The following is a 14,928-nucleotide window of genomic DNA, read 5'->3' on the forward strand; positions in this document are numbered from 1 at the left end:
AACGAGGCATGAGCGCTTCAGTGCATGACAAGGCAACCCGCAGGCAAACGTAGTCAAACCCAAGGCATCCGATGGACAAAGGCATTCTCAAGAACGTAGCGATCAATTTCTTCGGGCTGGTGCTGCCCACTTTCGTCTCGCTCGTGACCGTGCCGTCGTATATCAAGCTGCTCGGCGTCGAGCGCTACGGCGTGATCAGCCTCGTGTGGACGCTGATCGGCTACTTCGGCATTCTCGATCTCGGCATGAGCATGGCCGCGCAGAATCATATCTCGAAGGCGCGCGCGTCCGGCGACAAGGAGGAGAGCGCGCGCGTGTTCTGGAGCGCGACGTGGCTCAATCTCGCGACCGGCGTGATCGGCGGATTGATCATTTATTTCGGGGCGTTTCTCTACACCGCGTACTTCACCAAGGTGTCGCCCGAGCTGCAGCACGAGGTGTACATGGCGCTGCCGTGGCTCGCGGTGGCGATCCCGATTGCCAACGTGTCGTGGGTGTTCGCGGGCGCGATCAATGGCGCGGAACGCTTTGGCGTCTACAACACCAATCAGACCATCGGCACGTTTCTGTTCCAGTTGCTGCCGCTCGGCGCCGCGCTGTGGATGGGCGCGACCTTGCAGAACGTGCTGGCCGCCGCGGTGTTCGCGCGGATCGTCGCCGCGCTTCTGCTCGGCCGCTCGGCGCTGAAAGTGCTGGAAATCCGCCGCGTTCTGCCGCCGCAATTCGGCGTGGCAAAGGGGCTGTTCAATTTCGGCGGCTGGATGCTGATCGCTAGCGTCACCACCATGATCGCCGACTCGCTCGACCGCGTGATGCTCGGCACGAGTCTCGGCGCGCGTTTCGTCACGTATTACACGGTGCCGCAGAACCTCGTGACGCGCCTGAACATTGTGCCGACGGCGCTGGTGCGCACGTTGTTTCCGCGGCTCTCCGCAGTGGGACGCGCCGACGCCGACACCATCACCCAGCAGTCGCTCGAATTTCTCAACGGCGTGTTCACGCCGGTCGCGCTGGTCGCGATGCTGGTGCTCGAACCGTTCCTGCATCTGTGGGTGGGCAATGAGATCGCCACCGTGGCAGCACCCGTGGGCCGCATCATGATCGTCGCCGTGTGGCTCGTCGGCCAGGCGAACGTCACGCGGATTCTGATCCAGTCACAGGTCAATCCGGCCACGGCCGCGCGCGTCGGTTTGTTCGAATTGCCCCTGTTTGCAGGGGCATTGTGGTTCGGCATCACGCATTTCGGCCTGACCGGCGCGGCGGTGGCCGTGGCCGGCCGCGCGCTGTTCGACTACGCGGTGCTGCTGCGGCTGTCCGCGATCCGCGCGAAGCAGATCGCGCTCGACATGCTCGCTCACCTTGCTTTCCTGCTGGCCAGCCTGTGGCTCGCCAGCATCCTGCCGGGTCTCGCCATGGCGATTGTCGCCGGGGTATTGATGGTAGGCGCGAATGTCGCCTGGTCGATCACGATGACACCTGCCTTGCGCGATCTTGCGCGTTCACTGCTGTTGCGACTGAATCCGAGGAAAAGCGCATGAACCACGAAGTCCTTGAAGAAGCCGTGCTGCAACCCGCGACGCGCAGCGCACTGGCCGAACTCACCACCGTTCCGGGCGTTCAGACGCCGCCGCGCCGCGCCGCGATGCGCGCCGATAAAACGGTGCGCGTTGCGATCGTGCACGACTGGCTCGTCACCTATGCGGGGGCGGAGAAGGTGCTCGAACAGATCGTCGCGTGCTTTCCGGACGCAGACCTGTTCAGCCTCGTCGATTTTCTCGACGACCGCAGCTTCCTGCGCGGCAAGTCCGTCACGACCTCGTTCATCCAGAAGCTGCCGCTCGCGCGCACCAAGTACCGGTCGTATCTGCCGCTCATGCCGCTCGCGATCGAGCAGCTCGACGTGTCCGCGTACGACGTGGTGATTTCAAGTAGCCACGCGGTCGCCAAGGGCATTCTGACCGGCCCCGACCAGGTGCATATCAGCTACGTGCATTCGCCGATCCGCTATGCGTGGGATTTGCAGCATCAGTATCTCAAGCAGTCGAAGCTGACCAACGGCCCGAAGTCGGCCATGGCGCGGCTGATTCTGCATTACATGCGCAACTGGGATATCCGCACTTCGAATGCGGTGGATGGCTTCGTCGCCAATTCCGAGTTCATCGCGCGGCGCATCAAGAAGGTCTACCAACGCGACGCGCAGGTGATCTTCCCGCCGGTCGATGTCGAAGCTTTCGCACTGTGCACCGACAAGGACGATTTTTATCTGACCGCCTCGCGCATGGTGCCGTACAAGAAGATCGATCTGATTGTCGAGGCATTCGCGCGCATGCCGGAGCGCAAGCTCGTCGTGATCGGCGACGGTCCCGACATGCAGAAGATCCGTGCGAAGGCGGGGCCGAACGTCGAGATCATGGGCTATCAGCCGTTCAAGGTGCTCAAGGAAAAGATGAGCCGGGCCAAGGCCTTCGTGTTCGCCGCGGAAGAGGACTTCGGTATTTCGGTGGTGGAAGCGCAGGCCTGCGGCACGCCGGTGATCGCCTACGGCAAGGGCGGCGCGCTCGAAACCGTGCGGGATCTGTCCGAGCCGCGGCCCACCGGCATGTTCTTCGACGAACAGAACGTCGAGTCGATCATCGCCGCGGTCGAGCGTTTCGACGGCCACGTGAAGCGTTTCTCGCCGCTGGACTGTCGCGCGAACGCCGAGCAGTTCTCCGCCGCGCATTTCCGCGAGCGCTTCTTCGCGCATGTGCGGACGGCGGTGCCGGCGCTGCGCACGGCGACGCTGCCGCCGTACGCGCCGTATAAGGCGCCAACCGTCGCTGGCGGTCCGCGCATTCTGGCCGTCGATCAAAGCGGTGTGCTCGGCGGCGCCGAACTGTCGCTGCTGGAAATCGTCAAGGCGTTGCGCTCGCGCATCGAAGTCGTGCTGTTCGACGATGGTCCGTTCCGCACCGCGCTCGCCGAAGCCGGCGTGGCCGTCGACGTGCTGGATGCAGGCGCGCTGCGCCATGTTCGTAAGCAGGGCGGCTCGATGCCGAAGGGCCAGGCGCTCAAGGGTCTGGTATCGCTCGTGCGCGCCACGGCCAAACGCGCGCGCAACGCGGACGTGATCTATGCGAACACCCAGCGCGCCATGGTGATCGGCGCGCTCGCCGGCAAGCTGGCGCGGCGTCCCGTGGTCTGGCATCTGCGCGATATCGTGAGCCCCGAGCATTTCGGCGGCAAGCAACTGGCCATCATCAAATGGTGCGCGCGTCTTGGCCTCACGCATGTGATCGCCAATTCGGCCGCGTCGGCGCGTGCTTTCGCCGAGCTCACGCAGTTCGACGAGAAGCGCATCGACGTGGTGTTCAACGGCATTTCCGCCGCGCCGTTCGACGCCTTGCGCACGGTGCCGCAAGCAGCGCTGCGCAAACGCCTCGGCTTGCCGGAAGACGCGTTTCTGGTCGGCTCGTTCAGCCGCCTCGCGCGCTGGAAAGGGCAGCATGTGCTGCTCGAAGCGATGGTGCTCAATCCGCAGATGCATGCGGTGCTGGTGGGCGCGCCGCTTTTCGGCGAGGACCAGTACGAGATCGAACTGCACGCGTTCGTCGCCGCGCACAACCTCGGTGGCCGGGTGCATTTTCTCGGCTTTCAGCACGATATCGCGGCCTGCATGTGCGCGGTCGATGCGGTCGTCCATACGTCGATCACGCCGGAGCCGTTCGGCCGCGTGATCGTCGAAGGCATGCTGGCGCAGCGGCCGGTGGTGGCGGCGCGCGCGGGCGGCGTGCTGGAGATCATCGACGACTACGAGAACGGCGTGCTGTGCACGCCGGCAGACGCGCACGGCCTCGCCGACGCGCTCGCCGAATTGCGCTCGAACGACCAATTGCGCAACCGGCTGGTCAGAAACGGGTATCAGACGGCGCTGAGCCGGTTCGGCACCGCCGGCTATGTCGAGGGTGTCGAGCGGATTCTGAAGCGCGTGACGGGGCCGGAAAGGGCTTAGAAAGGTTTCTACGCGGGGGTAGGCAGGGACTCGGCCGGTTCCTGCCGTTGGCGCAGCGGAGCGAAAGTCTCGCGACATTCGCTCCGTTTTTTTATCGCGCGGTTTTTGCTGCGTGGTTCAGGCCTTTTTCAATGCCGCCTTCGGCTTGAAGCTGGCCGACCACTTCATCGCCGGCAACTCGACCAGCCGGTAGAACACATAAGCCACCGGCACGGCCGCCAGCATGTAGCCGAACGACGGCCAGATCGACATTTGCAGCGACGAGCGGAACAGCAGCGACGACAGCAGCACGAAGATCGGCAGATGGATCAGATAGAGCGAGAAGCTGAAATCGCCGAAGCGCGACAGCAGACGCGTGCCGAAGGCGGGGCCGCGCTCCGGGTTGCCGCGCTCCAGCGCCTTGTACAGGTAGAACGCGAAGGCGACCGCCCAGAGCTGGAACGCGCCGTACTGGCCGAAATGAAACGCGGCGCAGCCGAGCGCGACGAAGCCCGCGGCGAGCGCGTAGTGCCACACCGACGAGCGGGCCTGCGGCGCGCGATGCGCACGGGCGTCGGCGATCCACGCGCCGAGCGTCCACGAAAACCAGTACGACGTGAAGAACTGGATGTCGTGGCGTTCGAGCACATAGGCGGACACCACGTTGACGAGCGCGACGATCGCCAGCACGGAGGTCATGCCGATACGCCGGCGCAGCGCGAACAGCAGCGGATAGATCGCGTAGAACTGCACTTCGAGCGAGAGCGTCCAGAGCGCGCCGTTCGATCCGAACGTCTTGCCGGCCACGCCTTGCAGCGAAAACAGATTGACAAGGAAGGCCTGCAGGCCGATCTCTCGGATCTTGTGGCTGACGGGCGGCAGTTGCAGGCTGAACCAGTCGAGCGCGAAGGTCAGCACCAGCGCCGCGAGCAGCACGGGATAAATGCGCGCAAAGCGGCGCACCCAGAAATTGCCCGTATCGAGCCGGTATTCCGGATTGCCGGCCAACCGCAGCGCGCCGCCCCGGTGAATGCAATAACCGCTGATCACGAAGAAAATCGGCACGCCGGCGGAGCCCCATGCAATCGGGAACGTCAGATACGCGGCAATCGCATTCAGGCTGAATGCATGGCCCACGCTCTGATGAAACGCCTGCATGCCGACCCATTCCACCTGGCGGCAATGAAAATACGCCACCAGCAGCGCGGCGAAGCCCCGCATGGCGTCGATGACATGCTCCTTGCCGGCGCTGTCGGCGCGCGCCTCGCTCTGGGCGCGGGGCGCGGCAGTCTTGCGAGGCGGTGAGAGGGGCAGGGATGAGCCGGCGGCATCCAGTGCTGAGTCGCTCATACGCGGTCCTTATTCTGACGGAGGGGGAATGCTGATTCGCAGATTCGCGCGGGCGCCGTACGCGCCCGCGGTGCATGACATGCTAGTGCACGAGGCAGGTAAAAAATCGATAAAAAATTGCGTATTGAATTGAATTAAACGGCGATTGTGTGACTAATTGTAATTGAGCATAAGCAGATGCAGCCGCGAATTATTTGCCGCTTTTGTTGTGCTAATTTAAGCCACGGATTCTCTTGACCCGAGGTGAAGTCATGAACCTGCATTTACTCGCCGGCATTGCCGTGCTGCTGATCCTTGTCGCCGCCTCCGCCTATCGGGAGGCGCTGCGCAATGAGCCCATTCGCCGTTTTCGCATGACCCCCGGCAAGCTGCCGCAGCTGGACGAGAACGAATAACGCGGGCTGGAAGAGACGCGAGGCGCGCCCGCGGTCGAATCTGCGGGCACGCCTCGCGCAGCTGAAGGCCAGTTGTCAGGATATGTAAAATTTTCGGAATTAGCGGAAAATAAATCGATTTCGTCGCGTAATTGTTGCCCGCTGTTTGTCACGATGCGGCATATCGAAAAAGAATGAATTTATTTATTCCGATTGCGGAAATTTCACATACGTACTGGCGTAATTTTTTGCTGGTCTTTCCGGCGACATCGATTGGCCGCCAGGCCCGCGACACACTAATTTCTAACCGATGTGGGAATGCCTACCATGCTGAAAGTCACCAAAGCCGTGTTTCCCGTAGCGGGCCTCGGGACACGATTCCTGCCGGCTACCAAAGCAAGTCCTAAGGAAATGCTGCCGATCGTGGACAAACCGCTGATTCAATACGCGGTGGAAGAAGCGATTGCCGCCGGCATCACCGAGATGATCTTCGTGACGGGGCGCAGCAAGCGCGCCATTGAAGATCACTTCGACAAGTCCTACGAGATCGAAGCCGAACTCGAGGCGCGTAACAAACAGAAGCTGCTCGATCTGGTGCGCAGCATCAAGCCGGCCAACGTCGACTGTTTCTATGTGCGTCAGGCCGAAGCGCTCGGTCTCGGCCACGCGGTGCTGTGCGCCGAGAAGCTGGTGGGCGACAGCCCGTTCGCCGTGATTCTGGCCGACGACCTGCTGCACAGCTCGAAGCCGGTCATGAGCCAGCTCGTGGATACGTTCAACCACTATCACAGCTCGGTGATCGGCGTCGAAACCATCGCGCGCGAAGACAGCCGGTCGTATGGCGTGGTGGACGGCCGCGAGTGGGAAGACAACGTGATCAAGCTGTCGGGCATCGTCGAGAAGCCGGCGCCGGACAAGGCGCCGTCGAATCTCGGCGTGGTGGGCCGCTATGTGCTGATGCCCACCATCTTCAAGCATATCCGCGCGTTGAAGCCGGGCGCGGGCGGCGAGCTGCAATTGACCGACGCGGTGCAGTCGCTGCTGACCGAAGAGCAGGTGCTCGCATATCGCTATTTCGGCACGCGTTTCGATTGCGGCAGCAAGCTCGGCTATCTGAAGGCAACGGTGGAATTCGCGCTGCGCCATCCGGAAGTGAAGGCGGAATTCGAGGCTTATTTGCAGGCGTATATGCAGGGCAATATGCAGGAAGGCGTGCCGGCGCAGTTTGCGGCAGAGGCGGCTTGATTTGCATTGAAAGCCGCTGCGGTTAGCGTTGTCGGGTTGATGCGGGCCGCGCTCGCTTCAAGGCCGCGCACGCCGCGAACTTACCACGCAGAAGCAACGCGCGGTTGTATCGCGCACATTGAACGGGCGTCGCGTATCACGCGGCGCCCGTCTTTTTTAGCCGGCCACGTTTTGCGCGTAGTCTGGCGACTGCGTCCGCAAGCCTCCTTCTTCGCTAAGTCGAAAGCGAGGCAATAGTCGTTCTGGGTTGCCGTTCTGCTGCTGTCGGCGGACCTTGACGAATCTTGACACGGTTTTCCTTGTTGAGTTCTTGATGCTCGTGCTACCAATGCGTCTGTTGAGTACAGGACATCACAGACATGAGACGTCTCTATCTAAAAGTGGGTGACAAATCGTCGGCGGGCGGAACGGTAATCGAAGGCGTTCCGTCCGCGACTCACCACGGCACGGCGTTGACCTTTGTGGGTGCCCAGGTTATCTGCCCAGCGTGCCGGATTACTGGCCATATAAGTCAGAAAGGCCCACGGTGGCCTGGACGCATAATGGGTAAAGATCCGGCCTTGGAAGGCGACATCTGCATGTGCAGATGCGATCCACACCCTGTGATGATCGCTTCTCAGGACACAATGTCACAGAGCTTTGACAGTCACGCGCTGGCGAGCATGGGTTATGGACTGGGGAACGATGCTCTAGCCGAAGTAGCGCCGGGCGCCCATTGGATTCGGTTTGCCGTCAAGGATGCCGGCAGTTGCGAGGGCTTGCGCTGCCGTGCCTACTTTGCCGACGGTTCAATTGCAGACGGCGTCTTCGATTCAGGTAACACTGCGCATTTCGACCGCCCTAACGCCTCGCCATGCCATAGGGTTGAAGTCGTGCCGGGCAATGCACAGGAAAGCGCTCGTTCAGTCATGGGCGACCTTCTGATGGCGATGGTGGGATAAGCATGTCCGATACTACCGCAACCCGGAACACCATTGCCAGCGGGTCTTTCAACACCCGGAAAACTCATGAGGTTCAAACGGCAATCCTCGAAGCAGCCATCGCGGACTACGAGGCCATCGGCACCACTTTCGCCGCCAACGCCATTACCGATGACATGGTGCGCAAGCAATATGTGAAGCACATCAAGGAAATTTCGGACGATGTCAGGCAGGAAGTTGCCTACGGCAACATGACGGTCAAGGACGGGGCTGAGTACTGCAGCCGGTTGCGCGACAGGCTCTTCGTTGAATACCGGAAATATACATCGGCTGTTGGCGTTGCCCGTGCGGAAAAACTCAAGCTCGAGGCTCGCGGTTTCGACTACTACCTTAACAGGTACGCGCAAGTTCAGTTCAGCAAGAACTTTGATACCTTGACTTTCGAAGAGCGCCACGCTGTCTACTATACGGTGCTCAAAAAGGCGGGCGGCGCCAACGCCGATGTCACCACCAAGGTGCGTCGGTTGCAGGTCAGCGCCAGGGTTGCCATCATCTTTACTGCTGTTATTGCCACGGGTGAAGTGGTTGCAGCGACGGATAGAGTCAAAGAGGTCGCCAGGCAGGGAAGTATCATCGCGGGCGGTATGATTGGAGGCGGTCTGGCAGGGTTTGCGGTTTCTTTCGTGTGCGGACCGGCTGAACCTGCATGCGCCGTCGCACTCGTATGCATTGGCAGCAATCTGGGCGGCCTGGCCGGCCAGGCGACCAACGACATGTATCAGGAAGAACTGCCTGCCTTCATGCATTGGATGAACGATTGACCGACATGCCAACGCCGCTATTCGTGATTCTGCTCGTGCTCTTCGTCGGCTCGGCGGGGCTTATCGTTATCAATCTCACCGGGGACCCCGGCGTCGACTATTGGGACCTGGATGGGGAGAAAAAATCCTCTCCGTCCAAACTAGATGTCCTGCGAAATCGCATCGTGTTCTACAGCTCAGGTGCCGTGCTCGTTGGCACATTCGTCGTTTATCTGATGCTGCGCCACTAAGCCGCAAACAATGACCGTCGGAACCCGATCGTAGCCCCGGTATTGCACCGGGGCAGTTACCGCGAACGACAACAAAAAACGGGCGTCGTAAACCACGGCGCCCGTCTTTCTTTCAGCCGGCCCACGCATCACACGCAGCCCAGCCAACCCGCTGTCAAACTTCCTTCTTCACTTCCAGCCGGAACTTGTGCAGCAACGGTTCCGTGTAGCCGCTCGGTTGCTGGCGTCCTTCGAACACCAGCGCCTGCGCGGCCTTGAAAGCGATGGTATCGAAGCCCGGCGCCATCGGCTTGTAGAGCGGGTCGCCCGCGTTCTGCTCATCCACTACCTTCGCCATGCGCTTGAACGTCTCCTCGACAAGCTCGCGCTTCACCACGCCGTGATACAGCCAGTTGGCAATGTGCTGGCTGGAAATACGCAGCGTGGCACGATCTTCCATCAGGCCGACGTCATGAATGTCCGGCACCTTCGAGCAACCCACGCCCTGATCGATCCAGCGCACCACGTAGCCGAGAATGCCTTGGGCGTTGTTGTCGATCTCGCTACGGATCTCGTCGTCGCTCCACTTCGCTTCGGCGACGACCGGAATCGTCAGAAGGCCGTCGAGCAGTTCGTCGCGCACCTGCGCGTAATCCGTGCGCTCCAGTTCCCGCTGAACCGCTTGCACGTCGATCTGGTGGTAATGCAACGCATGCAGCGTGGCGGCGGTCGGCGAGGGCACCCATGCGGTGTTCGCCCCGGCCTTCGGATGCGCGACCTTCTGTTCGAGCATGGCGTGCATCAGATCGGGCATCGCCCACATGCCCTTGCCGATCTGCGAGCGGCCACGCAGGCCCGCGCTCAAACCGGCCAGCACGTTGCTGCGTTCATAAGCGGCAATCCAGGCGCTCGACTTCATGTCGCCCTTGCGCATCATCGGACCGGCTTCCATGGCCGAGTGCATTTCGTCGCCCGTGCGGTCGAGGAAACCCGTGTTGATGAACGCGACCCGCTCAGACGCTTCGGCGATACAGGCGAGCAGATTCACGCTGGTGCGGCGCTCCTCGTCCATGATGCCCATCTTGATCGTGTTGCGCGGCAGCTTCAGCAGGTCTTCCACGCGCGCGAACAGCTCGCTCGCGAAGGCGACTTCGGCCGGGCCGTGCATCTTCGGTTTGACGATGTAGATCGAGCCGGTGCGCGAATTCAACTGGTGCTTGCGGTCGTGCAACGCGCACAGCGTGGTGATGACGGCGTCGAGAATGCCTTCCGGAATCTCGTGGCCGTCTTTGGTCAGCACCGCAGGATTAGTCATCAAGTGACCGACGTTGCGGATGAACAGCAGCGAGCGGCCATGCAGCACCACCGGCGCCGTGCCGTTCGCGGCGGTGTACACGCGGTCGGCGTTCAGCCGGCGCGTGAAGGTCTTGCCGTTCTTCGTGACCTCTTCGGTCAGGTCGCCGGTCATCAGGCCGAGCCAGTTGCGGTAAAGCAGGACCTTGTCTTCTGCATCCACGGCAGCGACCGAGTCTTCACAGTCGATGATCGTGCTCACCGCCGCTTCGACCACCACGTCCTTCACGTGCGCGGAATCGGTCCTGCCGATCGAATCGCTCGCGTCGATCTGGATTTCGAAGTGCAGGCCGTTGTGCTTGAGCAGCACGGCGGACGGCGCGCTTGGCTCGCCCTGATAGCCGATGAATTGCGCCGGCGTCTTCAGTTCGCTCGTGCCGTTCTTCAGCGTGACGACCAGCTTGCCGGCTTCGACGCTATAGCGCGTGGCGTCCGCGTGCGAACCGTTCGCGAGCGGCGCGGCCTGGTCGAGGAACTTGCGGGCATAGGCGATCACTGCGGCGCCGCGCACCGGATTGAAGGCTTTCTGCTTTTCGGCGCCGCCGGTCTCGGGAATCGCGTCGGTGCCGTACAGGGCGTCGTACAGGCTGCCCCAGCGCGCGTTCGCCGCGTTCAGCGCATAGCGCTGATTCGACAGCGGCACCACGAGTTGCGGGCCGGCCTGTTCGGCAATTTCGGTGTCGACGTTGTCGGTCGTGGCCTTGACGCTAGCAGGCACCGGCACGATATAGCCGATGCCTTCGAGAAACGCACGGTACGCCCGCAGGTCGCGCACCGGACCCGGATTGGCGCGATGCCAGTTGTCCAGCTCGGTTTGCAGGCGGTCGCGCTCGGCGAGCAACGCGCGGTTTTTGGGCGCCAGCTCGTGCACGAGGGCGTCGAAACCTGACCAGAATGTGGCGCTGTCGATTCCGGTGCCGGGCAGGGCTTCGGTTTCGACGAACTGGTCGAGGTTGGCGGCGACTTGCAGTCCGCCGCGCGTGTTCATCTGAGTCATCGACTGCTCCATCTATCTGAATGGGGCCGATGAGGGGGCATCGGCCCGCGTTGTGCAACGGTTAGTTTCTTCGATTCATGGCGGCCGTTCTGGTCTGCTTGCGAACGGAACCGCTCTGAAAACTCAGGCCGCGATAGCCGCAATACCCGCCTTGGCGATCTGCGCGTCCTGATCCGACTTGACGCCCGACACGCCGACCGCGCCGACCACGTGGCCGTCGACGATCACCGGCACACCGCCTTCCAGCGTGCCTTGCAACGGCGCGCTGAGGAACGCGGTGCGGCCGTTGTTGATCATGTCTTCGTATACCTTGGTTTCGCGGCGGCCGATCGCCGAAGTGCGGGCCTTTTCGGTCGCGATGTACGAACTGGCCGGCGCGCTGCCGTCCAGACGCAGCATGCCGAGTTGATGGCCGCCATCGTCGACCACCACGATGGCGACGGCCCACTGGTGTTTCTCGGCTTCGGCGCGGGCGGCTTCGAGAATGCGGGTCGTTTCGGCGACGGTCAACATGGGTTTGCTCAGCATAGTGAATTTCCTGGTTCGTGTAGGGTAAGGATCGGCTCGGCCACGCCGCCACTCGCGCTTTGCACGATGGCTTCGGCCTCGATGGCTGGCCGCCGCGCGCGGGAATTGCACCGTGCACGCGCGCGGCGGCCGCGTTGATATTCGGTGACGGCGCGGGTTGCACGCAGCCTTCCAGTATCCGCATTGTGCGCGAATGCCGCAGCGCCGGCCTGGTCCTTGCCCAAGCGCTTTGCTTGGGGATTTTACGTCCAAGCGCCGCCGGAAGAAACGGCGGCATCGTGCGCTTCGGTATTCGGCGGTTCGTTTGGCCGCTATTCCGGCTGGAACGAAGCGAACGGCGGGCTTTACAATCAGGCATCGAACACAAGAATTCGCACGCTCCCCACGTGCGCCCCCACGCCATGCCGACCATCAGCGAACTATTCGTCTATCCGATCAAATCCTGCGCGGGCATTGCCCTCAATGAGGCGCGGCTGCTCGCCACCGGCCTCGAATACGACCGCTGCTGGATGGTCACCGACCCGGCCGGCGCCATGCTCACGCAGCGCGCGTACCCGCGCATGGCGCTGATCCAGGTCGAACCCGGCGCCGAGGATCTCGTGATCCACGCGCCCGGCATGAGCGAGTTACGCACGCCGCTGGAAAGCGCGCGGCTCGAGGCGCCGCCCGCGGTGCAGACCTGGGTCTGGCGCGACGCGGCCTATGGACTCGACACCGGCGACGCATGCGCCGCGTGGTTCTCGACATTTCTCGGTGTGCCCGCGCGGCTCTTGCGCTTTAATCCCGAACGCGAACGCATTGTCGATCCGGACTACACGGAGAGCGTGGGCGGCGCCACCACCCATTTCGCGGATGGGTTTCCGCTGCTGGTCATCGGCCAGGCGTCGCTGGACGATCTGAACACGCGCCTGAACGTCAAGGGCGCGCCGTCGATTCCGATCGACCGCTTCCGTCCCAACGTGGTGCTGAGCGGGCTCGACGCGTATGAGGAGGACTATGTGGAGACGCTGAGCGTCGCTGGCGAAGCAGGCGGGGGCGCGCAACTGCAACTGGTCAAGCCCTGCACGCGCTGTCCGATGCCGACCATCGACCAGGCGAAAGGCGCGCCCGATCCGGACTGGCCGAATGAGCCGACCGACACGATGAGCGTCTATCGCGCGAATCCGCAGCGAAACGGGGCGATCACGTTCGGCAACAATGCGCTTGTCGCGAGTGGCGCCGGAACGTGGCTGCGAGTCGGGCAGGCAGTGGAAGCGGAATTGGGCTTCGGCGATTGAGTTGAGGGCTAATGCCGGACACCCACGGTCAACGCCGCGAGAATCACCGGCATCGGCACTGGCTTGACGAAATGATGGTCGAAGCCGGAGCGCAGTGATTCGCTCACTTCCTCGGCACGTTCGAGCCCGGTGACCGCGACCAGCGTCGGCGCCGGAATATCGCCCACGTAGCGGATTCGCCGCGCCACTGCGCGCCCGTCCAGACGCGGCATTTCGACGTCCAGCAGCGCGGCCTGCGGATGCCATGCGCAGTATTGAGCCAGCGCATCGAGGCCGTTGCGCGCCGTTCGGATCTCGAAGCCATGCGCGCTGAAGTAGTGTACGTAAGCGGCCAGCAGATTCGCGTCGTCGTCGGCGATCAGAAGGCGTGCGGCTGGGTGATGGGCCATCTGATTTCCCTCAGGTTGTGATCCTGTCAGGTGAGCAATTTGAAGTCCCGACAGAATCGACGCTCCATCAAGTGACTTTCAGGCCGGATCGGCAAGGATAGGCAGCACCGCTTCTCACGAATAAATTACCGCCCGGCAACGCTGCAAACGCCTGCATCGCGCGCAATATCGAGGCCGTCCAGCATCTCCACGCGATGCCTTCCACCCCGCGCATGATCCTCAAGAACACAGCATGGCTTTGCCGCCGTGGCCCGCGTCACGGCGCAAATCTACAAGGTGGGCAGTTATATCTCCGTACCGATCATTTTTCCCGACGGCAGCTATTTCGGTAATCTCTGCGCGATTGAGCCGAATCCTGGCCGAGGTGTCGAACCCGCGCCTGAGAGTAGCGAGCGGACTTGATTGGTCGAGCAACGCGTGAACCGCTCACGCGGCCTGCGCGATTGCCTCGCGCGCGCCCGGCATGTCGGTTTGCATCGCGTCCCCTTCGCCGCGCCGTGCGTTATCTCCCGCCCACACGCGCTCGACGCTCTCGCCGATCGCGCTGCCCACCAAAATCACCGCCGGGCTGCCGAAGCCCGCGTTCGTCGCATCCGCAGCGAGCCGATCGAGGCGGCTCATCAGACGCCGTTCGTTGCCGCCACCGGCCCATTGCACCACGGCAGCGGGTGTATCGCCCGGCAGACTCGCGAGCAACGCGGCCGCGATACTGTCGATGCGCCGCATCCCCATATAGATCGCCAGCGTGGTGCGTGTCGCGGCCAACGCGGCCCAATCCGGCTCGCCGTGATCCTCGGTATGTGCGGTCACGAAACTGACGCCGTGGCAATGGCGGCGATGCGTGAGCGAAATGCCGAGCCCCGCGGCGGCCGCGAACCCCGATGAGATGCCGTTGACGATCTCCACGGGAATGCCGGCGCCGCGCAAGACCGCGAGTTCTTCGCCGGCGCGTCCGAACAGCAGCGCTTCGCCGCCTTTCACCCGCACCACGTGCAAGCCCTTGAGCGCATAGCGGCGCATCAACCGTTCGATAAACGCTTGCGGTGTCGAGCGGCAGCCACCGCGTTTGCCGACGCGAATCACCCGCGCTTGCGGCGCCAGCGTCACGATCTCGGGATTCGCGAGGTCGTCGAGCAGCACGACGTCGGCGGCGGCTAGCGCTTTCGCGGCCTTGAGCGTAAGCAGATCGAGATCACCGGGGCCGGCGCTCAATAAGGTGACCTTGCCGGTGTTCGTGTTCATCGCGGTATCCATCACGGTGTCCTTCGCTTCTGTGTCGGCCGGCGATCGCTGTCGCGCCGGCGCCCAATAAAAAACGGCGTCCGCTCGTGGTGATCACGAGGGGACGCCGTTGTCCGTTTACTGCGTGTGTGCTGCTCTGCCGTTTCGCTTCCAGCACGGCGAAAACACAGCGTTGTGTTTCGCCCGCATGGGTATGTGCTGCATGTCGTGGCTGCCGCATTGCCGCCATGAACTCGCCACTGCTTATGCAAGG

General features: G+C 62.6%; 13 protein-coding genes and 1 pseudogene. 8 read left to right on the plus strand and 6 right to left on the minus strand.

What is annotated here, in order from left to right; all coding sequences use genetic code 11:
- Positions 1–71 precede the first annotated feature (71 nt).
- Together B0G81_RS34715 and B0G81_RS34720 are read left to right on the plus strand one after the other, a co-directional pair.
- Entirely contained in the window at positions 72–1,538 is a 1,467-nt protein-coding gene (locus B0G81_RS34715; protein WP_116141314.1) for a flippase, read from the plus strand.
- A complete protein-coding gene (locus B0G81_RS34720; protein ID WP_134141793.1) occupies positions 1,535–3,991 on the plus strand; it encodes a glycosyltransferase family 4 protein in 2,457 nt (818 codons plus the stop codon). The genes B0G81_RS34715 and B0G81_RS34720 overlap by 4 nt, the downstream gene beginning before the upstream one ends.
- Before the next feature lie 117 nt (positions 3,992–4,108).
- Here B0G81_RS34720 and B0G81_RS34725 read toward each other — a convergent pair whose 3' ends face one another.
- Complete coding sequence (locus tag B0G81_RS34725) at positions 4,109–5,320, minus strand: acyltransferase (RefSeq protein WP_134141795.1); 1,212 nt, start codon at positions 5,318–5,320, stop codon at positions 4,109–4,111.
- A 251-nt stretch (positions 5,321–5,571) separates the two neighbouring features.
- On the opposite strand from B0G81_RS34725, the gene B0G81_RS43930 reads away from it, so the two are divergent.
- The 5 genes from B0G81_RS43930 to B0G81_RS34745 all read left to right on the plus strand — a co-directional run bounded on the left by B0G81_RS43930 (position 5,572) and on the right by B0G81_RS34745 (position 8,910).
- Positions 5,572–5,715 carry a hypothetical protein gene (locus B0G81_RS43930; RefSeq protein ID WP_166679105.1) on the plus strand — a complete coding sequence of 48 codons (144 nt, stop codon included), beginning with the start codon at positions 5,572–5,574 and terminating at the stop codon, positions 5,713–5,715.
- Positions 5,716–6,021: 306 nt separating this feature from the next.
- The gene (galU, locus tag B0G81_RS34730; protein ID WP_106281427.1) at positions 6,022–6,939 is read left to right on the plus strand and encodes a UTP--glucose-1-phosphate uridylyltransferase GalU; all 918 of its coding nucleotides are present in this window, start codon (positions 6,022–6,024) and stop codon (positions 6,937–6,939) included.
- Positions 6,940–7,298: 359 nt separating this feature from the next.
- The gene (locus B0G81_RS34735; RefSeq protein ID WP_134141798.1) at positions 7,299–7,880 is read left to right on the plus strand and encodes a PAAR domain-containing protein; all 582 of its coding nucleotides are present in this window, start codon (positions 7,299–7,301) and stop codon (positions 7,878–7,880) included.
- Between the two features lie 2 nt (positions 7,881–7,882).
- Positions 7,883–8,680 (plus strand): hypothetical protein, encoded by a 798-nt coding sequence (locus tag B0G81_RS34740; RefSeq protein WP_134141803.1) that lies wholly within the window; start codon positions 7,883–7,885, stop codon positions 8,678–8,680.
- Positions 8,681–8,685: 5 nt separating this feature from the next.
- Complete coding sequence (locus B0G81_RS34745; protein WP_134143295.1) at positions 8,686–8,910, plus strand: hypothetical protein; 225 nt, start codon at positions 8,686–8,688, stop codon at positions 8,908–8,910.
- A gap of 154 nt (positions 8,911–9,064) precedes the next feature.
- On the opposite strand, the gene B0G81_RS34750 is transcribed toward B0G81_RS34745, so the two are convergent.
- From B0G81_RS34750 to glcF, 3 genes and pseudogenes are all read right to left on the minus strand, one after another.
- The gene (locus tag B0G81_RS34750) at positions 9,065–11,239 is read right to left on the minus strand and encodes a malate synthase G (RefSeq protein ID WP_134141807.1); all 2,175 of its coding nucleotides are present in this window, start codon (positions 11,237–11,239) and stop codon (positions 9,065–9,067) included.
- Positions 11,240–11,362: 123 nt separating this feature from the next.
- Positions 11,363–11,767, minus strand: a complete 405-nt coding sequence (locus tag B0G81_RS34755; protein WP_116116949.1) for a heme-binding protein — start codon at positions 11,765–11,767, stop codon at positions 11,363–11,365.
- Positions 11,768–11,882: 115 nt separating this feature from the next.
- A pseudogene (glcF, locus tag B0G81_RS44895) lies at positions 11,883–12,011 on the minus strand (glycolate oxidase subunit GlcF); the annotation flags it as partial.
- Between the two features lie 157 nt (positions 12,012–12,168).
- Between glcF and B0G81_RS34765 the strand changes: the two are divergent.
- Entirely contained in the window at positions 12,169–13,044 is an 876-nt protein-coding gene (locus tag B0G81_RS34765; protein ID WP_134141813.1) for an MOSC N-terminal beta barrel domain-containing protein, read from the plus strand.
- Positions 13,045–13,052: 8 nt separating this feature from the next.
- On the opposite strand, the gene B0G81_RS34770 is transcribed toward B0G81_RS34765, so the two are convergent.
- Positions 13,053–13,433, minus strand: a complete 381-nt coding sequence (locus B0G81_RS34770; RefSeq protein WP_134141818.1) for a response regulator — start codon at positions 13,431–13,433, stop codon at positions 13,053–13,055.
- Between the two features lie 426 nt (positions 13,434–13,859).
- Positions 13,860–14,675: a uroporphyrinogen-III C-methyltransferase gene (gene cobA / locus B0G81_RS34780; protein ID WP_134141822.1), complete on the minus strand. Its 816-nt coding sequence runs from the start codon at positions 14,673–14,675 to the stop codon at positions 13,860–13,862.
- Between the last annotated feature and the right edge of the window lie 253 nt (positions 14,676–14,928).

The sequence above is a fragment of the Paraburkholderia sp. BL6665CI2N2 genome, assembly GCF_004366535.1.
Taxonomy (GTDB): domain Bacteria; phylum Pseudomonadota; class Gammaproteobacteria; order Burkholderiales; family Burkholderiaceae; genus Paraburkholderia.